This is a genomic window from Clostridium homopropionicum DSM 5847, assembly GCF_001263795.1.
Lineage (GTDB): Bacteria > Bacillota > Clostridia > Clostridiales > Clostridiaceae > Clostridium_H > Clostridium_H homopropionicum.
Window position 1 is genome coordinate 51,271 of the sequence record NZ_LHUR01000011.1, and the last position, 24,946, is coordinate 76,216.

24 protein-coding genes are annotated in these 24,946 nt (G+C 28.5%); 4 read left to right on the forward strand and 20 right to left on the reverse strand.

Annotated features, from left to right (window positions below; all coding sequences use genetic code 11):
- Window positions 1-23 precede the first annotated feature (23 nt).
- From mutL to miaB, 3 genes are read right to left on the reverse strand one after another with little or no spacing between them, the layout of a single operon-like run.
- A complete protein-coding gene (gene mutL / locus CLHOM_RS02410; RefSeq protein WP_052220089.1) occupies window positions 24-1,853 on the reverse strand; it encodes a DNA mismatch repair endonuclease MutL in 1,830 nt (609 codons plus the stop codon).
- An 11-nt stretch (window positions 1,854-1,864) separates the two neighbouring features.
- Window positions 1,865-4,501 (reverse strand): DNA mismatch repair protein MutS, encoded by a 2,637-nt coding sequence (gene mutS / locus CLHOM_RS02415; protein WP_052220090.1) that lies wholly within the window; start codon window positions 4,499-4,501, stop codon window positions 1,865-1,867.
- Between the two features lie 48 nt (window positions 4,502-4,549).
- Window positions 4,550-5,878: a tRNA (N6-isopentenyl adenosine(37)-C2)-methylthiotransferase MiaB gene (miaB, locus tag CLHOM_RS02420; RefSeq protein ID WP_242846726.1), complete on the reverse strand. Its 1,329-nt coding sequence runs from the start codon at window positions 5,876-5,878 to the stop codon at window positions 4,550-4,552.
- A 201-nt stretch (window positions 5,879-6,079) separates the two neighbouring features.
- Here miaB and CLHOM_RS18260 point away from each other — a divergent pair, with 201 nt between their 5' ends.
- Window positions 6,080-6,244, forward strand: a complete 165-nt coding sequence (locus CLHOM_RS18260; protein ID WP_161803191.1) for a hypothetical protein — start codon at window positions 6,080-6,082, stop codon at window positions 6,242-6,244.
- A gap of 77 nt (window positions 6,245-6,321) precedes the next feature.
- On the opposite strand, the gene CLHOM_RS02425 is transcribed toward CLHOM_RS18260, so the two are convergent.
- The 8 genes from CLHOM_RS02425 to CLHOM_RS02460 all read right to left on the reverse strand — a co-directional run bounded on the left by CLHOM_RS02425 (window position 6,322) and on the right by CLHOM_RS02460 (window position 14,573).
- The gene (locus CLHOM_RS02425) at window positions 6,322-7,188 is read right to left on the reverse strand and encodes a GNAT family N-acetyltransferase (protein ID WP_052220092.1); all 867 of its coding nucleotides are present in this window, start codon (window positions 7,186-7,188) and stop codon (window positions 6,322-6,324) included.
- Window positions 7,189-7,229: 41 nt separating this feature from the next.
- Window positions 7,230-8,279 (reverse strand): CotS family spore coat protein, encoded by a 1,050-nt coding sequence (locus tag CLHOM_RS02430; protein WP_052220093.1) that lies wholly within the window; start codon window positions 8,277-8,279, stop codon window positions 7,230-7,232.
- Between the two features lie 134 nt (window positions 8,280-8,413).
- The gene (locus CLHOM_RS02435; protein ID WP_052220094.1) at window positions 8,414-10,318 is read right to left on the reverse strand and encodes a bifunctional 4-hydroxy-3-methylbut-2-enyl diphosphate reductase/30S ribosomal protein S1; all 1,905 of its coding nucleotides are present in this window, start codon (window positions 10,316-10,318) and stop codon (window positions 8,414-8,416) included.
- A 14-nt stretch (window positions 10,319-10,332) separates the two neighbouring features.
- Window positions 10,333-10,995 (reverse strand): (d)CMP kinase, encoded by a 663-nt coding sequence (gene cmk / locus CLHOM_RS02440; RefSeq protein WP_052220095.1) that lies wholly within the window; start codon window positions 10,993-10,995, stop codon window positions 10,333-10,335.
- Window positions 10,996-11,081: 86 nt separating this feature from the next.
- A complete protein-coding gene (locus CLHOM_RS02445; protein WP_052220096.1) occupies window positions 11,082-12,302 on the reverse strand; it encodes a BaiN/RdsA family NAD(P)/FAD-dependent oxidoreductase in 1,221 nt (406 codons plus the stop codon).
- A gap of 144 nt (window positions 12,303-12,446) precedes the next feature.
- Window positions 12,447-13,319, reverse strand: coding sequence for a MurR/RpiR family transcriptional regulator (locus CLHOM_RS02450; RefSeq protein WP_052220097.1), 873 nt, complete (start codon window positions 13,317-13,319; stop codon window positions 12,447-12,449).
- Window positions 13,320-13,435: 116 nt separating this feature from the next.
- Window positions 13,436-14,149 carry a pseudouridine synthase gene (locus CLHOM_RS02455; protein ID WP_052220098.1) on the reverse strand — a complete coding sequence of 238 codons (714 nt, stop codon included), beginning with the start codon at window positions 14,147-14,149 and terminating at the stop codon, window positions 13,436-13,438.
- 73 nt (window positions 14,150-14,222) lie between these two features.
- Entirely contained in the window at window positions 14,223-14,573 is a 351-nt protein-coding gene (locus CLHOM_RS02460) for an HNH endonuclease (RefSeq protein WP_052220099.1), read from the reverse strand.
- A gap of 143 nt (window positions 14,574-14,716) precedes the next feature.
- Between CLHOM_RS02460 and CLHOM_RS02465 the strand changes: the two genes are divergently transcribed.
- Window positions 14,717-15,859 (forward strand): THUMP domain-containing class I SAM-dependent RNA methyltransferase, encoded by a 1,143-nt coding sequence (locus CLHOM_RS02465; RefSeq protein WP_052220100.1) that lies wholly within the window; start codon window positions 14,717-14,719, stop codon window positions 15,857-15,859.
- Between the two features lie 49 nt (window positions 15,860-15,908).
- On the opposite strand, the gene CLHOM_RS02470 is transcribed toward CLHOM_RS02465, so the two are convergent.
- From CLHOM_RS02470 to CLHOM_RS02490, 5 genes are all read right to left on the reverse strand, one after another.
- Complete coding sequence (locus CLHOM_RS02470) at window positions 15,909-16,196, reverse strand: hypothetical protein (RefSeq protein WP_052220101.1); 288 nt, start codon at window positions 16,194-16,196, stop codon at window positions 15,909-15,911.
- A gap of 37 nt (window positions 16,197-16,233) precedes the next feature.
- Entirely contained in the window at window positions 16,234-17,508 is a 1,275-nt protein-coding gene (locus tag CLHOM_RS02475) for an FAD-dependent oxidoreductase (protein ID WP_052220102.1), read from the reverse strand.
- Window positions 17,505-18,488, reverse strand: coding sequence for a sulfide/dihydroorotate dehydrogenase-like FAD/NAD-binding protein (locus CLHOM_RS02480; protein ID WP_052220103.1), 984 nt, complete (start codon window positions 18,486-18,488; stop codon window positions 17,505-17,507). The genes CLHOM_RS02475 and CLHOM_RS02480 overlap by 4 nt, the downstream gene beginning before the upstream one ends.
- Before the next feature lie 170 nt (window positions 18,489-18,658).
- A complete protein-coding gene (locus CLHOM_RS02485) occupies window positions 18,659-18,859 on the reverse strand; it encodes a hypothetical protein (RefSeq protein ID WP_052220104.1) in 201 nt (66 codons plus the stop codon).
- A gap of 111 nt (window positions 18,860-18,970) precedes the next feature.
- Entirely contained in the window at window positions 18,971-20,101 is a 1,131-nt protein-coding gene (locus CLHOM_RS02490; RefSeq protein WP_052220105.1) for a D-alanyl-D-alanine carboxypeptidase family protein, read from the reverse strand.
- 170 nt (window positions 20,102-20,271) lie between these two features.
- On the opposite strand from CLHOM_RS02490, the gene CLHOM_RS02495 reads away from it, so the two are divergent.
- On the forward strand, window positions 20,272-20,811 hold the full coding sequence (locus CLHOM_RS02495; protein ID WP_052220106.1) for a DUF2953 domain-containing protein: 540 nt from the start codon (window positions 20,272-20,274) through the stop codon (window positions 20,809-20,811).
- Complete coding sequence (gene ytfJ / locus CLHOM_RS02500) at window positions 20,812-21,243, forward strand: GerW family sporulation protein (RefSeq protein ID WP_052220107.1); 432 nt, start codon at window positions 20,812-20,814, stop codon at window positions 21,241-21,243. It begins immediately after the preceding gene.
- Window positions 21,244-21,246: 3 nt separating this feature from the next.
- Here the strand turns inward: ytfJ and scpB are convergent, their stop codons facing one another.
- The 4 genes from scpB to CLHOM_RS02520 all read right to left on the reverse strand — a co-directional run bounded on the left by scpB (window position 21,247) and on the right by CLHOM_RS02520 (window position 24,940).
- Window positions 21,247-21,825 carry an SMC-Scp complex subunit ScpB gene (gene scpB, locus CLHOM_RS02505; RefSeq protein ID WP_052220108.1) on the reverse strand — a complete coding sequence of 193 codons (579 nt, stop codon included), beginning with the start codon at window positions 21,823-21,825 and terminating at the stop codon, window positions 21,247-21,249.
- Window positions 21,812-22,552, reverse strand: coding sequence for a segregation/condensation protein A (locus tag CLHOM_RS02510; protein ID WP_052220109.1), 741 nt, complete (start codon window positions 22,550-22,552; stop codon window positions 21,812-21,814). The genes scpB and CLHOM_RS02510 overlap by 14 nt, the downstream gene beginning before the upstream one ends.
- A complete protein-coding gene (locus CLHOM_RS02515) occupies window positions 22,527-23,723 on the reverse strand; it encodes a tRNA nucleotidyltransferase/poly(A) polymerase family protein (RefSeq protein WP_052220110.1) in 1,197 nt (398 codons plus the stop codon). Before CLHOM_RS02515 ends, CLHOM_RS02510 begins: the two co-directional genes overlap by 26 nt.
- A gap of 86 nt (window positions 23,724-23,809) precedes the next feature.
- Window positions 23,810-24,940: a D-alanyl-D-alanine carboxypeptidase family protein gene (locus CLHOM_RS02520; RefSeq protein WP_423230623.1), complete on the reverse strand. Its 1,131-nt coding sequence runs from the start codon at window positions 24,938-24,940 to the stop codon at window positions 23,810-23,812.
- Between the last annotated feature and the right edge of the window lie 6 nt (window positions 24,941-24,946).

Below are 24,946 nucleotides of genomic sequence, written 5' to 3' on the forward strand. Positions count from 1 at the left end.
TAAATAAATACACATCTTATTACTTATGTTCTTTTAAATCTTTTTTCTATATCTTTAACATCCATAGTAATAATCGTCGGTCTACCATGAGGACAATTAAAAGGTTCATTAATGTATCTGAGTTCATCAATTAAAGCCGCCATCTCCAATTTAGATAACTGATGACTAGCTTTAATTGCAGCTTTACAGGCTATAGAAGCTATTGTATCATATTTTACTTCAATAGTTTTCCCAGAACCCATATTTTTTATATTATCTAGAATGTCTATAAATAAATTCTTAATTCCTACTTTACCTAAAAATATTGGAATTTCTCTGATGCTTATAGTATTATCTCCAAATAAATCTATAGAAAATCCTGCTTGAATAAAAATGTTTATATTTTCATTATAATAACTATAATCCTCGTGACTTAACTCCATAAGTATTGGAGTAATAAGTATTTGTGAAACTACCTTACTTTTTATAATATCGTTTTTATATTTTTCAAATAATATTTTTTCATGTGCTGCATGCTGATCTATCATATACAAGGTACCGTTGCATTCAGCTAAAATATAAGTATTATTAAATTGCCCTATAATATCTAAAGCAGGGAATTTAGGTTCAATTGCTTCTTTAATTGAAGCTTCAGTCTTATTTAAGTAATTAGGAATTTCTTCTTTAATAGAAGTATCATCCTGTTTACTATTATGATTATCAAAAGCATATTCTGAATTTTTAAACTTTGATACTTGGTTCTCTTTTTCTTCCTTAAGGTCTATGGGAAGCTGTACTAATTTTGGTTCTATATCTTCTACCTTAGGAACTTCTTTATTTATAAAAGGTAAATCAAGCTCTTCCTCTTTATTAAATGTACCTTTTACATAATCCCTTAAAGCTGAATGAACTGATTCAAACACTAATTTATAGATGATTCTCTCATCCTGAAACTTAACTTCTGATTTTGTAGGATGCACATTAACATCTATTAATTCAGGAAATATTTCTATAAAAAGCACAAAGAAAGGATATCTATTTATAGTTAAGAAAGATTTAAAAGCATTTTCTACAGCAGCAGTAATAAGGCCGCTTTTTATATAGCGTTTATTTACAAAAATACTCTGATTATTTCTACTCCCTCTGCTTATTTCAGAATTTCCTATATATCCATGTACAGATGCAATATCAGTACATCCTTCAAATTGGATTAAATTATTATATACATTATTACCGTATATATTTCTTATTGTATCCTTTGAATCTTCAGTAGCAAAAGTTATTAGTGATTTTTTATCGTTTATGTAGTATTTAAAAGAGATATTGTGATTAGCAAGAGCAAGTCTAGTAACTATATTACTTATTAACGAGCCTTCCCTTTGGTCCGATTTTAAAAATTTTTGTCTTGCAGGCACATTAAAAAATAAATTCTGAACTAATATTGTTGTACCAACGTTTGATCCTATATCCTCGATAAGTTCTATTTTACCACCACTTAAATGTATTTCTTTTCCGAAAGGATTTCCTTCCATACGACTTATTAAATTAACCTTAGATACAGATGCTATACTAGGTAAAGCTTCTCCCCTAAATCCAAAGGTATTTACAGAAAATAAATCTTCAACTTTTTTTATTTTACTAGTCCCGTGAGGCATAAATGCTTTTTCAATATCATCGGGATGAATACCAGTTCCATTATCAGTGATTTTTATACTTTTTTGACCACTCTCTTCAATTTCTATAGTAATATTTTTAGCATTTGCATCAATACTATTTTCTACAAGCTCTTTAACTACTGAAGCAGGTCTCTCTACAACCTCTCCGGCTGCAATTTTATTTGATATTTCTTCATCTAACAGATTAATTCTGTTCAAAGTATCACCTTCTATAGAGATTTTACTCTTTTAATTATATCATACAGTTTATTAAATCCCTCCATAGGAGTCATATTTAATATATCTATTGCTTGTAATTCATTTAATATATTTTCCTTTTCAATATCAATAAAGCCTACTTGTTTAATAGTTTTCTTAGAATTCTTAGTATTTTCTACTTTTTGTTTAGGTTCTTCTACAAAATTTTGTATTGATGCTTCTTTTGAATCCTCATACTTCTTGCCTTTGCTTTCTAAAGTATGTAATATTTCTTTTGCCCTATTTGTTACTTCCTCAGGTATTCCGGCTAATTTAGCAACTTCAATACCATAGGATTCATCTGCTCCACCTTCAATAATCTTTCTTAAAAATACTATATCATTTTGTACTTTTTTAACTGCTACGGAATAGTTTTTAACACCATTTATTTTACCTTCAAGGGAAGTTAATTCGTGATAGTGAGTAGCAAATAATGTTTTACATTTGATTTTTTCATTTGAGCAGATATATTCTATAACGGACCAGGCAATACTTAACCCATCATAGGTACTAGTACCTCTCCCCACTTCGTCTAAAATAATTAAACTATTCTTAGTAGCATTTTTCAATATATTAGAGACTTCCCACATCTCAACCATAAAGGTACTCTTACCGCCAGCTAAATCATCAGAAGCTCCTATTCTAGTAAAAATTTTATCACATATAGCAATTGAAGCTTTCTTAGCAGGAACAAAGCTTCCTATTTGTGCTAAAATATTAATTAGTGCAACCTGCCTCATATAGGTTGATTTTCCTGCCATATTAGGACCAGTAATTAGAATCAGCTGTTTACTCTCATTATCTAAGTGAGTATCATTTGCCACAAAACTATTTCTTGGAATAACCTTTTCTACAATTGGGTGCCTGCCTTCAATAATTACAAGCTCCCCTTCAGCTTTGATTTCTGGTTTGCAATAATTATTTTCTTTTGCCACCAACGCAAGCGAGCAAAGACAATCTACTTCAGATATTAATTTTGCACTATTTTGCATTCTATCTATCTGTTTTTCTACTAAATCTCTAATTTCCACAAAAACAGAATACTCAAGTTCAATTAACTTTTCTTGCGCTCCTAATACCTTTTCCTCTATTTCCTTAAGTTCTGGAGTAATATACCTTTCACAATTTGCTAAGGTTTGCTTTCTAATATATCTGTTTTCAGGAATTGAACCGAAATTTGACTTTGTAACTTCAATGTAATAACCAAATACTTTATTATAACCAACCTTTAAAGACTTAATCCCAGTTACATCTCTTTCTTGATGTTCTAAAGATGCTATCCATTCTCTACCGTTAGTTTTTGCTCTTCTTAATTCATCAATTTCTTCATTATATCCATTTTTGATAATTCCTCCTTCTTTTATTGAAAAGGAAGGATTTTCAATTATAGACTTGTGAATTACTTCATAAACATCTTGAAGACAATCAAGGTTATGGTAAATACCTTTAAGAAGATTAGATTTAAAATTGCTTAGAAGTTCTTTTATTCTTGGGATTTTTTCTATAGAAGCTTTAAGTGCTAAAAGTTCCTTCGCATTTACACTTTTTGAAGATATTTTGCCAACTAGCCTTTCTATATCATAAATATCCTTAAGATTTAATTTCAAATCTTCATATAGCTGATAATTATTCATTATTTCTTCTATTGCATCTAATCTATCTACAATTTTATCTTTTTTAATCAGTGGCTGTTCAAGCCATTTTCTTAATAGTCTAGCACCCATAGCAGTATTAGTCTTATCTAATACCCATAATAAAGATCCTTTTTTAGACTTATCTTTTAAAGTTTCAGTAATTTCTAAGTTCCTTCTAGAATTTATATCTATACTTAAATAATCATATGAATTATAAAAGCTAATTTGATTTATATGAGATAATACTATCTTTTGAGTTTCCATTATGTATTTTAGCAGTCCATTAGCGCCTTTTTGAAGGATACTATCGAAGCCTTCTATTGAACAATCCTTAAATTGAGTCTTAAGATTTTCTAAAGCGTCAGCTATAAAGTACTTCTTATCCGTTTTAGTAATTAGTATTGAAAATCGTTCAGTAATTGAATTCAATAATCTATCTGGAATACCCTCAACTAATATAATTTCCTTAGGCAAAAACTTAGAAATTTCATCTAATATATTTGATATTTCATGCTTCACTAAAGTACATTGAAAGTCTCCAGTTGAAACATCTGCAAAACATAAAGCTGCATTATCACTTTCTATATATAAACTCATTAAATAGTTATTTCTTGTATCTTCAAGAAAAGATGAATCTGAATAGGTACCAGGGGTTATTATCTTTATAACATCTCTTCTAACTATTCCCTTTGCTTCTGATGGATCTTCTAATTGTTCACAAATTGCGACCTTATAACCCTTTGTTACCAACTTATTTATATAGGAACTAGATGCATGATAAGGGATTCCGCACATGGGAGCTCTTTTCTCAAGACCGCAATCTCTACCGGTTAAAACTAGCTCTAATTCTCTTGATGCAATTTCTGCATCTTCAAAAAACATTTCATAAAAATCTCCAAGCCTAAAAAATAGAATACACTCTTTATTTTTTTCTTTAACTTCTAAATATTGCTGCATCATTGGAGTAAGTGCCATTCTAATTCCTCCTTATTAAATATAGTAAAAAAGCCCTCAAAAGAGCTTTTATACTATTTCCCCTACTAGTGAAAAGGATTGAGCTTTAGTTATTTTCACTTTTACTAACTTTCCAACTAAATCTATACTTCCATCAAAGTTTACAAGCTTGCTTGTTCTGGTTCTTCCCATAAGCTTTGTATCATCATTTTTACTAGGTCCTTCAACTAAGATTTCAACAATTTTGTCTTCGTATTCTTTGTTTTTCTTAGCCATGGAATCATTAACTACCTTTACTAATCTATTAAATCTATCATGTTTAACACTGTCTGGTATTTGATCCTCATACTTTGCAGCTGGAGTACCTTCACGTTTAGAATATATGAAAGTAAAAGCAGAATCAAATTGAACTTGCTCTGCAAGAGTTAAGGTATCCATAAAATCCTCTTCTGTTTCTCCAGGATATCCTACTATTATATCAGTAGTAATTGCAACATCAGGTACAGCCTTTCTTAATCTAACCACAAGATTTAAATAATCTTCTCTAGTATATTTTCTATTCATTGCTTCTAGAATTTTTGTTGATCCAGATTGAAGTGCAAAATGTCCATGTTCACAAACTTTATCACATTCTGCCATTGCTAAAATCAAATCATCTGAAACATCCTTAGGATGAGAAGTCATAAATCTAATTCTTTCAAGACCTTCTATTTCATTTACCTTTCTTAAAAGTTCTGCAAAGGAAATCTCAGGGTTAAGCCCCTTGCCGTAAGAATTTACATTTTGACCTAATAAGGTAATTTCTTTATAACCTTTAGAAATTAAATCTTTAATCTCATTTATTATATTTTCAGGTTCCCTGCTTCTTTCTCTTCCCCTAACGTGAGGAACAATGCAATATGAACAGAAGTTATTGCAGCCATACATTATTGTAACAAAAGCCTTTACATCGCTTTTTCTATCCACTGGCAGTCCTTCAATAATATCTTTTTCCTTATCCCATACTTCAACTATAGAATTCCCTTCTGTTTTTACTCTTTCAATATACTCAGGGAGCTTATATGAATTATAACTACCTGCAATAATATCTACATGAGGGAATTTACTCATAACCTTATCTGGCATTCCCTTTTGTTGCATCATGCAGCCAGTTACAACTATTATTAAATCAGGATTTTTCCTTTTTAGTGCTTTTAGAGCTCCAAGATGCCCAAATACTTTCAGCTCAGCGTTTTCTCTAACGCAGCAAGTATTAAATATTATTATATCTGATTCCTCTCTATTTTCAGTTCGAATATAGCCAATTCCTTTAAGTAAGCCAGATATCTTCTCAGAATCTTCTTCATTCATCTGACATCCCCAAGTATCTATATAGTATTTCTTATTTACTTTATTCATGTGTTTTCTCCTCATCTAAAATAACTTTGGTAAACTTTTATAAATTTCTTATACAATTATTTATTATATATAATTTGCACTTAATTTAAAAGAACTTTTATATTGTTTTGCAATTTATAATGAAAAATACAAAAATTTATGAAATTTATTAATTAAATTTGATTATTTTGCAAAGAATATAACAAAAGGGAGTGTGATACTATGTATGATGCAAAAGATAATAATGTAAAAAGTAATCATACAACCAATAATTTAAAAAATGGGTGTATTGGAGATAGAAGTTATTTCATGAATGTCCAAAAGGAAAGTTTGATGAATTTTAAATCTTCCTATATTCCAACAGAAAAAATAATTAAAATGGAATAAGTTCAAAAGAGCATTAACTACATATGTAGTTAATGATGATACTACATATGTAAATTAATGCTCTTTTAAATTCACAGCTATTTCTTTAAATACCAATTAGAGTACTCTTCTATTTCTCTAAATCCTAAATTTTTATACATTGCAATTGCTGAATAATTAAATAAATCAACCTTTATTCTGGCTCTATTATATCCTTTTGAATGTATTAGATTTAATAAATTTTTTATAAACATACTTCCAAATCCCTTATTTTGAAAGTTATTTAAAACGCCGAAATTAATTATTTGAGGAATGTCCTCCTTAAGTATCACTTGGCCATATCCAATAAAGATTTCATTTAATTTCATAAAAATAGAGCCATCCTCAAGATAATGGTCCTGCATTTCATCATAATATATATCTCCAATATCTAAAGGAATTCTATCTTCGCTTTTAAATATTTCATTTTGTAGATGTAACCGCAGATTTTCATCTTTTCCTTTTATTAATTGTTTAAAGCTTATTCCCTCAGATAAATTTAATTTCAAAGGCTCATTAATTAAGACTTCCATTTCCATATAGCCTTTTATTCTATTAAATCCTAAAGATTCTAAAACATAATAATTGTAAGGATTTTTTATGCAGTCATAAGAAATAAGTGATGGACTTTTTATAGAATCTAATAAATATTTGTATCCCTCAATTGTGTTCTCATTTTCCAAAACACTCATTGAATTGATCTTAATAATGTTTTTAGAACTATTCTCAATCCATATATATCCCCTAAATTCATGATTCTTTTTTAATAATTTTATTCTTTTTCTTAACAGTAATTGATGAATTGAATTAGAATCAGAATATAAAGATATAAAATCCTTATTTAATTTATTAAATTTTTTTCTGGAATTATTTAATTTTAGAAAAGGCTTTATATCATTTTTATTTAAATTATATACTTTATACATATAGTTACCTTCTTTATTATGGTATTAAAGAAATAATTAATTTAAATTTTATCTAAATAAGCTAGAAAATCCTCAGTAAATTTTTCTTCTAGCTCCATATTTGCTATGATCTTTTTTAATTTATGATTAAATTTTTGTTCACTCCAATGCTTGCATTTAATATATCTTTTTCGTCCTAATTTCCAAAAGGTATGAGGAAATATTATGATTGCAAGCATAACTTCCAATTGAGGTTTATCAAGCTTTTTAATAGTACTGTAAGCTTCTATAATTTTTAATGCCTTAGAAAAATCCCACTTATAGCTTTTCTTACTCATTAATCGCCTTATAAATTTCCCTAAGTCTTTAATTTGTAAATCTATAACAATACTATCTAAATCAATTATATAATATTCATCATCTTTTTTTATTACATTTTGATAATAAAAGCTATCATGGCAAAGAGTATTACCTTTTGAGTTTGATGTAATTTTATAATACTCTGAGGTATTTAGAATTTTAAGTGATAACATGGCCCTGTTTAAGAAAAAATTAATGTTCTCTTTAAAATATATATCGAAGGAAGTTGGAATTTTTTTATTAGCAATTATCTTTTCATAATTTTTTATATCGTATACTTTCTTTTTATAGACTTCAGGCCAACTTTTAATATTATTTCTTATATTAAATTTATTAGCCTCCACGTTACTAGTAGCTTTGTGAAAATTTGCTAGCAATCTAGCACAAGCTTCTACTTCTTTTATTTCATCAAGATTGCACTCTTTTCCATCTATCCATTCTGTTAAGTAAAAGTATAAACCTTTATATTTGATAAATAAATTGTTCTCTTTTGTTTTATAATACTTTGGAACCTGATTAAATCCATTCCTTTCTAATAAATTTACCAACTCATTGCCATTTTCAGCTTTGTTTTTGCCATGTTTAAGTCTTTTAAGACAAAGGTTGCCGGAAGCAGTTTTTATTTTATACACGCTTCTAACCTTTTCAATATTAAGAGCTGATATATCGAAGTTTTTTAATATTTTATTTATTATCCTTGCTTCCTTCTCAGAAAGTTCAGTATCATTCTTTAGCAATCTACCATCCTTCACTTAGAAACTCCCCCTATGGCCATATTACTAAATTATATACTATATGCTAAAGTAAATATTACATATTATTTAAAAAATAAAAATAAAAACTGGAGAAGATTTTTACTTTCTCCAGCTTATTTAGTCAACAATTTTTATTCAGTCTCTTTTATGCTTAAACTTATCTTTTTCTCTTCTTTATTAACATTAATTATTTTAGCTTTTACTTGTTCTCCTAATGTTAATACTTCACTTGGTTTATTGATTCTTTTATAGCTAATTTCTGAAATGTGCACCAACCCGTCAACTCCTGGCTCTAATTCAACAAAAGCTCCAAAATCGGCAAATCTAACTACTTTTCCTAATACTACATTTCCAACAGGATATTTGTTTTCAATATTATTCCATGGGTTTTCAATAAGTTTTTTAATGCTTAAAGATAATTTTTTATTTTCTTTATCTAATTCTAATATATAAACTTTAACAATATCATTTACTTTCAAAATATCTTGTGGTTTTTCTACTCTTCCCCAAGAAATTTCTGATACATGAAGTAATCCATCTATACCATTAACTTCAACAAATGCTCCAAAATTTGTAAGTCTTTTCACTTGACCTTCAACGATTTGCCCTTTTTCTAAGGAATTCCATGCATTTTCTTCATTTTCTAATTTTTCTTTAGTTAATATAGCTTTTCTTGAACCAACAATTTTGCTTCCTCTTCTTTGAATCTTATATTCAATAATATTTACTTCCATTGTTTTACCAATATAATCTGCTAAATTTTCAATATGGAAAAGTTCTATATGAGATGCTGGAATAAATATTCTTACACCTTTAAATCTTCCTATTATTCCACCTTTAACAGCTTCCTTAATTTCAACAGTTATTGTTGTATTATTTTCAAAGGCTTGTTGAATTTCATCATATGCCTTTTCTCTTTCTATCTCTACTTTTGAAAGAACTACATATCCATCATTATTCTTTAAACTTATAACCTTTGCTTCAACTTCATCTCCTACTCTAAATAAGTCATTAATTGAAGCATTATCATCTCTTGAAGCTTCTTGTAAAGGAATTACTGCATCAGTTTTATAACCTATATTAACAAATGCTTCCTTTTCATTTAATGAAATTATTGTCCCCTTTACCATATCTCCTACTGCAATTTGAACATCGTTTTGCTCCATGTAAGCTAGCTGTTCGTTAAATTCTAATTCCTTGTTTTCACTCATTTTATTTATTGCCTCCTTTATTATCCAGTCAGGTGTAGAAGCACCAGCTGTAATACCTATTCTTTTACCATTTTTTATTATCTCATCAGGTATTTCACCTGCATTTTCAACATAAATAGTATTACTGCAATTTCCCTTACATATTTCATATAATTTTGCTGTATTAGAGCTGTGAATACCTCCAATTACAACCATTGTATCTACATTTTTAGAAAGTTCCATTGCTGATTTTTGCCTAACATCAGTTGCATTACATATAGTATTAAAAGACACTACTTCGCTGCATTTTTCTTTTACTTTTTTAAGAACCTTTTCCCAGTTTTCTTGCTTTTCTGTGGTTTGAGAAACTAAGCAAACTTTTTCAGGTAGTTCATCTACATTAGATCCATCCTTTGAAACTATAGCTTCATCATTACACCATCCATTAATACCTATTACTTCTGGATGAGAACTATCACCTACAATTACTATACCATAACCTAGATTATAATATTCTTTTACTTTTTTATGTATATGAGCTACATAAGGGCAAGTTGCATCAGCTATTATAAGCTTTTTGTCTTCTAGCATTTTTATAATTTTAGGTGAAACTCCATGGGATCTAATAATTATAATATCATTTTCCTTAAGAGAATCTATATTATTAATTTCAATTGGGTGTATTCCTTTAGAATTTAAAAGTTCAACTACATCGTTATTATGAATAAGTTGTCCAAGGGTATATATATCTTTATTTGATTTTTCACGATAATTTAATGCAGTATCTACGGCACGTTTTACTCCAAAACAAAAGCCTGACTTTTCAGCTAATAAAATTTCTTTCATATATTATCACTACCTTATTTTTTATATAATTGTTTAGAAATATGACTGCAAATTTTATTTATTACCTCTTCGATGGTGAGGTTTGTAGTATCAATTTCTATTGCATCTTCAGCCTTTCTTAAAGGGTTGATTTTCCGATTTGAATCAATATAATCTCTTTCTTTAATTTCTTCTAAAATCTTATTATATTGAACATCTAAATTTTTGTTTTTTAATTCTGTATACCTTCTATTAGCTCTTTCTTCTGGAGAGGCTGTTAAATAAAATTTAAAAGGTGCATCCTTTAAAACCACAGTTCCAATATCTCTTCCATCCATAATTACATTATATCTTTCTGACATTTTTCTTTGAAGAAAAACTAATTTTTCTCTAACCTCAGGAACTGCAGCATATTCAGAAACGTTTTGACTGATAATAGGCATGGTTATTTTATCTTCTACATTTTCACCATTGAGAATAAGCTTGTTATTTTCAAAATGCATTTCTAATCTATCTATTAAGTTACATAAAGCTTGGATATTGTTTGAAGAAATTTTCATTTCCATTGCTTTAAGTGTAATTGCCCTATACATCGCTCCAGTATTTATGTACATAAGATTAAACTTATTACCTACCATTTTTGCAATTGTACTTTTGCCTGCACCAGCTGGTCCATCTATAGCTACAGTAATTCTCAAAATAATACCGCCTTTCTTAAATGAAACATAAATATTATATTCTAGGTAAAATATTAAAATCCTCTAAATTAATATATAGTATTGTATTAATCTATTATACTGCTGCCTGCAAGATAACCAGTTGACAAAGCAATTTGAATATTAAAGCCACCAGTATAGGCATCAACATCAATAAGCTCTCCTGCAAAATATAGATTATCTACAATTTTAGATTTCATAGTAGAAGGGTCTATTTCTTTTGTGTTAATTCCTCCAGAAGTAATTATAGCTTCTGCAATTGGTCTTAATCCTTTTATTTCAAGCTTAAAATTCTGTAGTAAATCAACTAAAGCTTTTCTTTCTTCTTTTGTTATAGAATTTACTTTTTTATTTTCATCTATATTGCTAAGTTTTATAATAGTATTTATTAACTTTTGAGGTAACAAGTCATTTAAAGAATTTTTAAAATCTTTATTAGAATACTTTATGAAATCTTTTTGTATTCTTTTATCTAATTCCTCTTTGGTTAAAGCCGGTTTTAAATTTATTACAGCCTTAAGATTTTTTCTATTGTTTACTACTCTACTGGCACTAAGAACAATTGGACCTGATATGCCAAAATGGGTAAATAACATTTCACCAAATTCTTTATACAAAGTTTTCTCATTTTCTTTTATTGATAACTCTACATTAACTAGTGATAACCCTTGCAAATCTTTTATATATTGTTCTTTTACCTCAATTGGAACTAGTGCAGCTTTTGGTTCAACAACACTGTGGCCTAATTCTTTAGAAAATCTATAACCATCTCCAGTGGAACCTGTCTGTGGATAAGATACTCCCCCTGTTGCAAAGATGAAGTAATCTCCATATATCTTATTTCCATTTTCTAAAGTTAAGTAATTAATTTTATTTTCACTTTTATTTAATTCAACTATATTTGAATTTAGTAGAACTTCTACTTTTTTATTAGCTAATTCCTTTTCAAGAGCTTTTATTATGTCTGAAGACTTATCAGACTTTGGGAAAACTCTATTGCCCCGTTCAACTTTTAGCTCAACACCAAGTTTGTTAAAAAAATCTATAGTATTCTCATTTGTAAAAGTATATAAACTGCTGTATAAGAAAGTTGGATTTACAGGTATATTATCAAAAAACTCAGATATATCTTTGCTATTTGTTACATTACATCTACCTTTTCCAGTAATAAATAATTTCTTACCGAGTTTAGGATTTTTTTCAATTAAAGTTACTTTATTTTTATTTGCTGCCGAGATAGCTGCCATCATGCCAGCAGGACCTCCACCTACAACTATTACTCTAGACATTTTCTTCCTCCTATATTTAAGGAAAATAATTATATTCTTACTAATATAATTTAATATAATAAACTATTTTATTCAAGCATATATAAACAATTATATTTCCATAAAAAAAGCAAGAAATTACATATAATTTCTTACTCTAGTTTTCTATTCTTCCTTTTTATAAGAATATACTTGATATTCTTCCCAAATTGTCTCAAGCTCTTTAAATAAATTTGAAATATAATCTTTTTCTCTTAGTCCTACAGCTACAATTAAAGCATTTATAACACTTAATGGAGCAACTAATGAATCTACAAAGGATGCCATATTACTTTGAGCGATTAAAGTATATTCTGCTCTAGTAGCAAGCGGAGAAAGAAGACTATCTGTTATTGCAACAACCTTTGTCCCTTTGCTCTGAGCAAAAGAAAGTGCTTCAACAGTTCTTGCAGCATATCTTGGGAAACCTATTCCGATTACCAAGTCATCTTTTGTAACATTAATCATTTGATCAAATACATCACTTATTCCATGCTTTACTACCTTTACATTGTCTAATATCATGTTTAGATAGAATCCTAAGAATTCTGCTAATACTGTTGAGCTTCTAAGCCCAATTATGTAAATTTTTTTTGCTTTAAAAATATTATCTACAACTTCTTCAAAATCCTTATGATTTATTTTCTCTAAGGTTGAACGAATATTTTCCATATCGGCTTTTAATACACCCTTAAGTGCATTTTCTTGATTTATAAGACTATTTGATATTTCTATTCTTTGAACTGTTGTAAGCTTATTTTTAATTAAGTCATGAAGTGCCTTTTGCAATTTTGGATACCCACTAAATCCAAGTTCATTGGCAAACCTTACAACAGTAGATTCACTTACACCAACACTTGTTCCTAATTTTGCAGCAGTCATAAAAGCTGCTTTATCATAATGCTTTAATATATATTCTGCTATTAACTTTTGGCCCTTACTTAACCTTGGGAATTTCATTTGAATGGTTCTCATTAAATCCTGATTGTTTTCATCCATAAGTATCTAATCCTTTCTCAACTTGCAGAAAAATGAAATTTTTATTTCATTTTAACATCAATTAAAATACTAATCAATATAAAATGCATAATTAGTAATCTATTTATTCATAAAATCTATCCTAAACTTTTTAAATATTCAACTTCTTCCCTATCTAAATTTCTCCACTTTCCCTTTTCCAGTGTACCTAGATTTATCTTCCCTACTGCTACTCTTTTTAAGGCAATAACAGGATGACCTATTACATCACACATTTTTCTTATTTGCCTGTTTTTACCTTCGTGTATAGTAATTTTCACCTTGCATTTATCATTTAATTCTTCAAGAATTCTAAAATTAGCCTTTGCAGTAATATACCCGCCAATATCAACACCATTGCAAAATTGGTAAATTGAGTCCTTACTAGGAATTCCTTTTATAACAGCAATATAAATTTTGTTCACTTCTTCTCTTGGATGAATTAGCTTATTATATACATCTCCATCATTAGTAAGTAAAATTAGTCCTGAAGTATTATAGTCCAGCCTTCCAATAGGATAAACTCTTTCTTCCACATCAACTAAATCAATTATAGTTTTTCTATTTCGCTCGTCCTTTACAGTAGAAACTACTCCTTCAGGTTTATGCAGGGCAATATAAACTTTCTTTTCCTCTAAAAAAATAGGCTTTGAATCTACTAAAACTTCATCTGAACCTGGAGTTACTTTAAAGCCTAATTCTCTAATTACCTCTCCATTAACTCTTACTCTTCCTTCTAGAATTATTTCTTCACACTTTCTTCTAGATGCAACACCACAAGTTGCCATATATTTTTGAAGTCTTTCTTCCATATGTATCCCCTTTGTTTATTTTTAAAATTATTATATAGTCTTTTCATTTTTTAATCAAACTTATCCTGTGCTGTTAGTATAGCTTACCGCCCATGATTATTCTTATAATTTCAATTTTTTTATATCCCTTTTTATATTTATTTAGCTTTGATTGTAACCTTTTAGCTTGAAAAGGATTAATCTTTATATTATCAATGATTTCTTCTATTGTATAATAGTCCTTATTTAATATTTCCATTAAATAATCCTGCATTTTCTTTTTATATAGTAAGTCTACTTCTCTATTTTTATGAGGTCCTTCCTCTTCTCTATGATGATATGGGCATAATTCTATGTAATTGCAAGGTATATCAAAACCACCTTGGTTTTTGTATACTATATGATGACGTTCACTTGATTTACCACAAATAACACAGTAACACATTTTATCTTCTCCAAATATTTTAATATTTAATATATAATATACACATTTATTTAAAAATTTTCTATAATATAAGTTTTATTGTATTTTAAAATAACAAATGATATATTATAATAAGCTAAATTTATAAGAGAGGAAGAGTTCTATTGGCTAATTATGAAATTGTAGCTACAACTGCTTTCGGAATAGAAGCTATTGCAGCAAAAGAGATAAAAAAGCTTGGCTATAAGGATTTACTTGTGGAAAATGGTAAGATAACCTATAAGGGAGACGAGGAATGTATTTGTAAGTCCAACCTTTGGTTAAGATGTGCAGACAGAATTTATATTAAATTAGCAGAATTTAAGGCTACCAGCTTTGAAGAGCTTTTTCAAGGTTCTAAAGCTATAGATTGGGCTGAATACTTACCTGAAGATGCAAACTTTATAATAAATGCAAAATCCGTAAAATCTCAATTATTTAGTCTATCTGATATACAGGCAATCGTAAAAAAATCAATAGTTGAAAAATTGAAGGAAACTTATGAAATTGAATGGTTTGAAGAAACTGGCGGTAAATATCCTATTTTGGTTTCCATATTAAATGATAAGGTTACTATTTTACTTGATACAAGTGGAGAAGCTTTACACAAAAGAGGTTATAGAGAAATAGGAAGTGCAGCTCCTTTAAAAGAAACTTTGGCAGCAGCTCTTGTTATTATCAGCAATTGGAGGTATGACAGATATTTTATTGATCCTTTCTGTGGTTCTGGTACTATTCCAATAGAGGCTGCATTAATTGCAAAAAATATTGCTCCAGGACTTAACAGAAGCTTTGTTTGTGAAGAATGGGATTTTATCATTTCTAGTCTTACTTGGAAAAAGGTTAGAAAAGAAGCTTACGAAGCAATTATTCAAGATAAAGAGTTTAAAATCTTTGGATATGATATTGATCCAGAAGTTATAAGAATCGCTAGACAAAACGCTGTAAAAGCTGGAGTAGATGATATAATTCACTTTCAAACTCAACCAGTTCAAGAGTTAACTACTAGTAAGGAATATGGAACTATTGTTTGCAACCCACCTTATGGGGAAAGACTTAGTGAAAAAAAAGAAATAGAAAAGCTATATCAAGAAATGGGCTTAGTCTTCAAAAAATTAGTTAATTGGTCATATTTTATTATCACTTCTTTTGAAGAATTCGAAAAATTCTTTGGCAAGAAATCTGATAAAAACAGAAAATTATTTAATGGAAGAATTCAATGTTATTACTATCAATACATCGGGCCAAAGCCGCCTAAAAAAGTATAAAACTTTATGTAAAGGACTATTGTTTTCCAAGCAATAGTCCTCTTTAGAATTATTTAGTTTTTTGATAAACATTACTAACCGCAGAAACTAAATCGTGAGTAAAATTTGCTCCCCTAGATATTAAAATACCTGTTAAGATAACTCCTGAATAAGGTATAATTGTGTTAATTCCTATATATGAGAATATATCGGTGCCAGTTGTAAATGCTAAAAAAATACCTATAATTAATGCTCCTATTCTATCTTTGCATAATTTACCCTTTTGCCAAGTCATCTTTAAAGTTTCCCATAGAGCTTCTCCCACCATAGAAATTACTATTAATGATAACAGATTCATTAATTTCCCTTCCCAAAATTGATCTCAAACTATTCTACTATACTTCTTTATTAAATATATCTGTTAATCCTAGATTTTCAATTCTTTTTTTGATTACTTCTTTGTCAATAGTATATAAGCCTAATTCCTTCATTCTATTGAAATAAACTGATCCAGCAAAGGTAAATCTACTCTTTTTATCATTTTCTTCTAAAAATCTTTGGTTCGAAAAATTAATAATATCTCCTATTACAGTCTCATTAGGAAGTACAATTAATTCTTTACCTTTAAATAATCTAACTGCATTATTTCCTGCAAGAGAACCTGTACATATTGCTTCAGTATGCCCTACAAATAAACCTGCCTTTTCCCCTGCACAGAATAAATTATCAATTCCCTTAACCTTCATTGTGTTATCTCTTGGAGTAATTGCCAAATACCTTATAGAATTGCCCTTGCCACCAGCATATGGATCTATATATTTTGCATGTTCAAAACCTTTTATTTTTCTAAGTTTATCCAAAGGGTAATATGAAGTCATTAGCTTTGCATGTCCTGTATCAAGAAGAACGATATTCTCTGCAAACTCTTTCAAAGCATATTGTTGGCATACTTTTATTTTAAGTTTATCCAAATTAATATCCTCATCAGGTATCTTAACTACCACTACCCCCTTTTCTTCTAATTCATCAATAATATCCTTGTCAATACTTTCTTTACTTAGCTTACAAGACCCGCTAAAAGCTCCATAGACTTCATCTGCCCTTTCTCCCTTTAGATCCTCAATTCCTGCTCTTTGGCTAATACTTATTCTTGGACCAAAAGCTGGACATCTAAGTACGCACATGGAACATCCATTTCCATATCTTAAGCAGTTTCCCATAGGTCCTGTTGTACCAGTTGTTTCAATAAAAACATCGCCTTCTTCATAGGAGCCGTCGCTTAGGTATATACCTTTTATAGTATCTTTATCTTTTTTTACATTTACAACCCTTGAAGATAGTCTTAGCTTAATGCCCATTCCAAGCAAATATTCACTTACTTCTGATTCTATTCTATTTACATCATAAAGCCATGCATGTTCATGACCAGGAAATTCTATATCTTTATGAAGGCTATTTTCGTCAGTTAATTTTATTAAGTCTCCTGCTCCAAGAGCAATTAATTCTTCGCTGGCAGTATATCTTCCGTTATTTCTCATTATGCCCCCAACATTTCCAAGCCCTAATAACATATCAGTCTTTTCAAAAATGGTTACATCTGCACCAGCCTTTTTTGCTGTAACAGCTGCGGCGCAGCCGGACCAACCGCCCCCGATTACTATTATTTTCATATAAGTCTCCTCCCCTCAAATAAGTATTTAGGTTCTACTTGAAGCTTGCAAAGACGTTTAATAACGTGTCCTTTAAATCTTACCGTACATGCACCGCAAACTCCCTCACCGCAGCACATCTTCGCATTGTTGCAACAAGAATAATTCTGCTCATCTCCTAATAATTCTAAAATTTTATAAATTAATATATCTGCACCTGCACAATGGATTAGATTAGGATTTTTTTCTTTTATTAGATCATGTAATAGTTTTTTAAACTCATTGGTTAACTCTCCAGCTTCAAAGGTAGAAATTTCAATTAGCTCTATATTGTATTTTTTTAAATATTCTTTAGTAAAAATCTCCTTGTATTCGGCTTTGTCAATAATAACTGTAACTTTATTTTCATTACTATATAACTTTTTTAATACAGGCAGCATAGGTGCAAGACCAATTGATCTTGCAATTATTATTGAGTTTCCCTTACTAGCTTTTAATATATTTCTAAGGCCTAAAACACCATTCCAATAAGGTCCTCTTACCATTATGTTATCTTCTATATTTAATTCTTCAATTTTTTTTGTTTTAACTCCATTTATCTCTATAGCAAAAGTTATTGTATTATTATCAGAATCAATATCCATTATTGAAATTGGAGCATCAAAATATTCTTTAAAATTAGGATTTCTTAAGAATACATAGCTACCAGGATGCACTAGTGGTTGAATTAAATCCTGAGAAGCTTCTATGGATATAATTAGCAATTTGTCATCGATTAATGTCTTGTTTACTATTTTACATAAGTAGCTTTTTCTATCTTCTTTAGCCTTATTTCCATTCCAAATAAATTCTTGATATATACAAGTTCCTTTCCAATTAATGCAATCACAAAAGGTTTTATTACAAAGCTCAGAACATAAAATGCAGTCCCCGGTTTCAGCAAGATGGCAAGGACAATATTCAGTTCCAGCATCAATACAATCAACTATCTCATACTTCATACATGCGCCTCCTTAACCACTATACTATTAAAATATTTTAAGTTAATGCCTTTTGTTACACAGTTGACGAATAAAATAAAGGTTTCCCAAAAGTAATATCTTACCTTTAGGAAACCTTCATGTTTGAATTTTTCTAAGCTAAAAATAATATTTTATAAGCTTATTAGATTTTAAAATAGAATTTCCATGGATCTCAAATCCTCTGCCAAAATCTCTCTATCTAAAATTTTAATTTTTGTTACTTCGATCTTTTTAGTATTCATTAGATATTTAATTATTTTTAAGTAATTTAAGCTGCTTATTACTTTTGATGTCTCTTCCTCACTCAGCACCTCTTTAACACCATTTTTATAATTTAGTGCTAGTCTCATTTTATTCCCTCCATTTATTTGCTCTAATATAATTTATATTCTATTAAAAATAAAAAATACTCATTTAAATAATAAATTATATTTTTTCATAAACAAAAAGAAGCCTTATAATTAAGACTTCTCCTTAGTTTTGTTGATTTGAAATTTATTTTTTAGTTTATTCAATAGATTTTTGTTTTTATACTCTATATTGTTATTAATATAGAGGTTTTCACTATAAATTATTGTATTATCTTTACTTACAGTTATTTTTCCATATGCATCTCCTTTTGAGATTTTGTCCGGAATTATTTTAGGTTTAATTATGTTTATATTGTATTTTTCATTGTTTTTCATTGGGATTATTATATCTTTTTTTGCAGCTAATTCTATTATATTGTCTTTATTAATTTCAATGCTTTCAACTTTATCATCTTTTGTAGCTACTTTAGTAAAGTTGTAGTTTTTATTTACATGATTATAAATCTTTTCTGTTTCATTCCATCTATTGCTGCAATTTAAAGTTACAATAATAATGTCATTCTCTCCTTGATGGATTGAGGTTACTAAGCATTTACCTGCATCTCCAGTATATCCAGTTTTTACTCCATCTGCTGCTGGAATTTTATATAATATCTTATTTATATTATTATAGCTTCTTGTAAAACCATAATCTTCTGCTTTAACTTCCTTTGCACTTACTATCTTATTAAATAGGTCATACTCTTTTGCTTTTGCTGTGATTAAGGCTAAATCGTAAGCAGTAGAATAATGATATTGACTGTCAAGTCCATGTGGAGATTCAAAATGAGTATTTAGTGCTCCTAATTTATAGGCCTGTTCGTTCATTAACTTGCAGAACTCTTCTACGCTTCCACTAATACCTTCTGCAATAGCAATGGCTGCATCATTTCCTGATCTTAACATTAGCCCATATAATAATTCTTTTATTGAAATATTTTCACCTTTTTTATAATCAACCACAGATCCCTTAATATGTGATGCCTTTTCAGAAATTTCAACTTTTTTATCTAAGTCACCATAGTTAAGGACTACTAATGCTGTCATAATCTTCGTTGTGCTTGCAATAGGAACAATCATATCCGAATTTTTTTCATACATTATACATTTTGATTTGCTATCCATTGCTATGGCACTTCTAGCGTTTACATAAATTTTCATAGGTTCTGCATTAACTTTTACGGAAAAGAAGCCTTGAAATAACATTATTAAAGTTATTAAGTAAATAGGTTTTCTCCTCATACAGAAACTTTCACCTACCTTTCATATATATTTTTTTCAAAATAATAATTAATACTCAAGAAATCTTTTCCGATTAATAATATCTATTTTTTAGAAAATTCCATATATAATTATAAAAATCTCGATTTATGTTAATAATAGTATATTATAAATATTTTGGAGGGAATTTTGTGATAATCGCATTTATAGTTATTTTATTGCTCTTGTTTTTTATTCCCCTTCCCTTATATCTCAAGTTTTTCTTTAGAGATAATAAACTATCCGTTTTTGTATATAATTTCAAGATATATCCTAGAAGAAGTGTAAAAGAACTAATAGAAGAACCAAAAGAACATACCTTTTATCCTAAGCTTGTATACATTAATATTCTTCAAAATATATATAATAAATCAGGTTATTTTTTGTATAAGTCTGCACTAAAAATAAATTTTGATATTACATATGGACTTAATGATGCCTATACCACAGCTATGTCATATGGGCTTTTACAAGCTTTTATAAATAGCGGATACTATTTTTTTAATAAACTCTTTAGAATTATTTCTTACAAACCAAACATTAAATTAAAATATGATGAATTTTTTCTTGAATTTACAGTTAAAAGTATAATTTATATAAATTTAGCTAAAATTATCTATATCACTTTACTAATTTATATATCTTTTAGGAAAGGCGCAAAAGAAAATTTAAATCCCAAGGAGGCTGTTTAAATGGATTCTCATCCTATTGAACAATTAATGAAAAGTACTTTAGAAAATCTTAAAGCAATGGTAGATGTAAACACAGTTGTTGGTGAACCAATTAAATCTCATGATGGTACCACAATAATACCTATTTCAAAAGTAACTTTAGGTTTTGCATCTGGTGGAACTGAATTTTTATCAAATAGGTCAAGTAGAGAGGAAGATGATAAATTACCCTTTGGGGGAGGCTCCAGTTCAGGTGTATCTGTAAAGCCCATAGCCTTCTTGGTGATAAAAGAAGGTAATGTTCGTTTAATACCTGTAGATCAAATGAACATAAATATTTTTGATAGAATCATTGATCAAATCCCAAGTATACTTAATCTTTTTACAAAGGATTCTTGTAAAGATAAAGAAAAGCCCTGTAAAGAAGAAAAAAGAGAAATAGAGGAAGAATAAGCACTATTCTTCTTCTATTTCTCTGTCTAGAAATTCTTCTAAGGAAGGCATAGCTTCTAAATTTTCTAAGCCAAAATTCTTCAAAAATTCTTCTGTTGTAACATACATAATTGGTCTTCCTGGAACCTTTTTTCTGCCTGATTCTTTTATTAAATTTCTTTCTTGTAAGGTTTGAAAAGCCTTATCACTTTTTACCCCACGTATTTCATCTACTTGAATTCTTGTTATAGGTTGTCTATATACTATAATTGCTAAAGTTTCTAATGCCGCCTTTGACAAGGATTGTCTACTATTTGTTTTTAATAATTTATGTATATAATCACTATTTTGAGATTTTGTAGCTAACATATATTCATCATTAGTGTTTATTAATATTATACCTCTTTCTTCTTCTTCATATTTAATCCTAAGCTCCTTTAAAAGGTCTAGAGTATATTCTTCACTACATTCAATTATAGAAGCAATATTCTTTAAGTTAAGTGCTTCCCCGCTTACAAATAGCAGTGCTTCAATTATAGAAAAATATCTTAACTTTTTAGATGCAGCTTCTATTTCTAATTGATTTATGTTATTTTCCTTCATCAATATTTACTCCTTCGATATATATTTCTGAGAAGATTTCATCCTGAACAACTGATACAGCTCTCAATCTAATTAATTCTAATAAGGCTAAAAAAGTTACAACCATCTCCATTTTGCTTTCACATTCATAAATAATTTTAGAAAAATATAGATTCCTTTCTTTCTTTACTCTTATAGATAATTCATCTATTTTATCTTCCACAGTGAATTTGTCTACCGGAATTTCTTTATTCAACACATTAAATTTATTTTGTTTACTAATATAATTATTTATTAATTCATTGTATAGATGAAACAACTGTATTATTGTTACATCTTTTAGAATATCTTTATTTTGATGTTTATTATCTTCTATTATTTCAGGTTTTTTAGAAAACATGATTCCTACATTTTCTTCTTTTTCCTTTAAATAGTTAGCAACCATTTTAAATTTTTTATATTCTAATAACTTTGATATTAATTCTTCTCTTAGATCTTCTTCCTCTTCTTCATTACTTTCTTTTGGTAGAAGCATCTTTGATTTTATTTCTAAAAGAGTAGCTGCTATAAGTATAAATTCAGATGTTACTTCTAAATCTATTTCCTTCATATTTTCTAAGACTTTTAAATACTGATTTGTAATATCGTATATTTTTATATCATATATATCCATCTGATTTTTTTTGATAAGGTGTAACAATAAATCAAAGGGGCCTTCAAAATTATCTATCTTTATATTCAATGACATTTAAAATCTCTCCTAAGTTATTAGTCAAATAATTCTTTTCATCAATTATTCCTGTATTTAATTTTAGTCTTAATAAGTAATTAAGTATGCTGCTATACAATCTTAAATTAGATATTCCTAATTCAGAAATGTGCTCTCCTTTAACGTTTAATGCTGTGTTTTTCATTTTTATTATATAGTTATAAAGCTTATAGAACAATTTTTTATTATAGCTAAGAAGTTTAATCTCATTAATGCTTAATTTGTTTAAATTTATATATAAATCATAATTATCCATGGATTTTTCTAATTTCCTCTTAGTAACATCAATTAATTTAGAGTAATTTTTAAATGCGGATCTTTGCTCTTTATGTAAAATTGAATTATTACAAAATATTTCCCTGAAATTTTCATCTATAATACTTACAAATAAGTTAATAAGCCTATCATTTAAAGTTTCATAATTACACATACTGTTCTCTGCTGATAATATTGAATGTTGAATTTTAAAAATACCATATTCTTCACAAGAAACAATGTTATTTATCCAACACTCTTCTTGACACAATAAAGTAATTTCTCTAATTATTCTATCATTGCTGATGCTATCTAACGCTTTTTGTGAAATTGCATTTTTTATGCTTTCTTTATCATAAATAGAAAAACCATATCTATTAGCATATTTAAAAGCTCTAAAAATTCTTGTTGGATCCTCTAAATAACTTTCACTATGAACAGATTTTATAATCTTATTTTCTATGTGATTTATACCATCAAAGGGATCAATTAATTTTCCCTTTAATATATCATAGGCAATTGCATTAATAGTAAAGTCTCTTCTATATAAGTCTTCATTTATAGTTGCTGGCGTGATTTCAGGTAATGAACCATTAGTATTGTATACTTCTTTTCTACAGGTAATTAAATCGATTTTAACATAATTATTAAATAATATAGTGCTGGTTTGAAATTTATCATAGTATATATACTCTTTTACATCTCCTAATAAAGGAATTATATCTTTAGGATTTCCTTCAATGCAAATATCTATATCATGACAATCTCTATTAATAAGAATATCCCTTACTACTCCGCCTACTAAGAAAACATCAATATTCTTTTTCTTACATTCTTCAGATATGGCATTTATAACCTTTTGTTCATCAAATTTAAATTTTTCAATTAAATTCATTATTTAACTCCCAATTTGTAGAATTATTTATAATATTATAATATTGTAAGCAAAAAGTCTACAGTAAGGATACTGTAGACCTTTTATTAAATAGCATTATCAAATAAATTACTTAAATTATTCTTTATATTATAAAATATTGAGTAGGTCCTTACATCCCTATCACTGTAAACATCAACCTTGCCCATAAGTTTGTCATTTACGTATATTTCACAATATCCTATAACTTCGTTCTTTTTAAATTCCTTTCTACTTTCATTTAAGATGCATTTTTTAGTGATCTTATTTTCTTTTCCTCTCTCAAGAATAATATTTAAATCATCCTTTGCTTTTACAAAATAGAACTTTGTTCCTTTTTTATTTAAATTAATTTTTTCAACATCACTATTCTTTTCTATAGCTTTTTTAGCTTCAAACTTTGAAAATCCATAATTCATAAGCATGCTTGCATCTCTATTTCTTACCTTATAAGTTGGTGCACCCATAATTACTGTCAGCATTCTTATATTATCTCTAGTGGCAGTAGCTGAAATACAATACTTAGCTTCACTAGTGAAGCCTGTTTTTAAACCATCACAGCCTTTATAAAATCTAACCAATTTATTATGATTTACAAGTTCAATTGGTTGTTTTCTTCCCTCAGAAATTGTCTCCATATAAGTCCCTGAATATTTTAGAATCTTATCATGTTTTAGTAATTCCTTAGACATTACCGCAATATCATAAGCACTTGTTAAATGACCTTCAGCTGATAAACCGTGACAATTTTTAAAGGTAGTGTCTTTCATACCTAATTCTTCAGCCCTTTTATTCATTAAATTAACAAAAGCATCTTCACTACCAGAAATGTATTCTGCTAAAGCCACTGCAGCATCATTTCCTGATGCTATGGCAACACCTTTTATTAGCTCTTCAACAGTTCTAACCTCACCTGTATCTAGAAGCATACTACTACTTCCATTTCCGCCCATCTTCTTTGCGTTCTCACTTACTACTACTTTATCATTCATTTTAATTTTTCCTGTATCTACTGCTTCCATTGTAAGCAGCATAGTCATAATCTTTGTTACAGATGCTGGCGCAAATTTTTCATGTATATTTTTTTCAAATATAATTTTACCTGTAGTAGGCTCCATTAGTAATCCTGATTTAGCTTCCACATCCAAACCTAGTTCTTCTCCTTTTACGGATAAGCTATGAAACTGTGTAAAAAACATTGAACA

Excerpts from the sequence above, each read along its gene's own strand:
- mutS (WP_052220090.1), bottom strand. The coding sequence starts at position 4,501 with ATGGCACTTACTCCAATGATGCAGCAATATTTAGAAGTTAAAGAAAAA.
- miaB (WP_242846726.1), bottom strand. The coding sequence starts at position 5,878 with ATGAATAAAGTAAATAAGAAATACTATATAGATACTTGGGGATGTCAG.
- CLHOM_RS18260 (WP_161803191.1), top strand. The coding sequence starts at position 6,080 with ATGTATGATGCAAAAGATAATAATGTAAAAAGTAATCATACAACCAAT.
- CLHOM_RS02425 (WP_052220092.1), bottom strand. The coding sequence starts at position 7,188 with ATGTATAAAGTATATAATTTAAATAAAAATGATATAAAGCCTTTTCTA.
- CLHOM_RS02435 (WP_052220094.1), bottom strand. The coding sequence starts at position 10,318 with ATGAAAGAAATTTTATTAGCTGAAAAGTCAGGCTTTTGTTTTGGAGTA.
- CLHOM_RS02445 (WP_052220096.1), bottom strand. The coding sequence starts at position 12,302 with ATGTCTAGAGTAATAGTTGTAGGTGGAGGTCCTGCTGGCATGATGGCA.
- CLHOM_RS02450 (WP_052220097.1), bottom strand. The coding sequence starts at position 13,319 with ATGGATGAAAACAATCAGGATTTAATGAGAACCATTCAAATGAAATTC.
- CLHOM_RS02455 (WP_052220098.1), bottom strand. The coding sequence starts at position 14,149 with ATGGAAGAAAGACTTCAAAAATATATGGCAACTTGTGGTGTTGCATCT.
- CLHOM_RS02460 (WP_052220099.1), bottom strand. The coding sequence starts at position 14,573 with ATGTGTTACTGTGTTATTTGTGGTAAATCAAGTGAACGTCATCATATA.
- CLHOM_RS02470 (WP_052220101.1), bottom strand. The coding sequence starts at position 16,196 with ATGAATCTGTTATCATTAATAGTAATTTCTATGGTGGGAGAAGCTCTA.
- CLHOM_RS02475 (WP_052220102.1), bottom strand. The coding sequence starts at position 17,508 with ATGAAAATAATAGTAATCGGGGGCGGTTGGTCCGGCTGCGCCGCAGCT.
- CLHOM_RS02480 (WP_052220103.1), bottom strand. The coding sequence starts at position 18,488 with ATGAAGTATGAGATAGTTGATTGTATTGATGCTGGAACTGAATATTGT.
- CLHOM_RS02485 (WP_052220104.1), bottom strand. The coding sequence starts at position 18,859 with ATGAGACTAGCACTAAATTATAAAAATGGTGTTAAAGAGGTGCTGAGT.
- CLHOM_RS02490 (WP_052220105.1), bottom strand. The coding sequence starts at position 20,101 with ATGAGGAGAAAACCTATTTACTTAATAACTTTAATAATGTTATTTCAA.
- ytfJ (WP_052220107.1), top strand. The coding sequence starts at position 20,812 with ATGGATTCTCATCCTATTGAACAATTAATGAAAAGTACTTTAGAAAAT.
- scpB (WP_052220108.1), bottom strand. The coding sequence starts at position 21,825 with ATGAAGGAAAATAACATAAATCAATTAGAAATAGAAGCTGCATCTAAA.
- CLHOM_RS02510 (WP_052220109.1), bottom strand. The coding sequence starts at position 22,552 with ATGTCATTGAATATAAAGATAGATAATTTTGAAGGCCCCTTTGATTTA.
- CLHOM_RS02515 (WP_052220110.1), bottom strand. The coding sequence starts at position 23,723 with ATGAATTTAATTGAAAAATTTAAATTTGATGAACAAAAGGTTATAAAT.
- CLHOM_RS02520 (WP_423230623.1), bottom strand. The coding sequence starts at position 24,940 with ATGTTTTTTACACAGTTTCATAGCTTATCCGTAAAAGGAGAAGAACTA.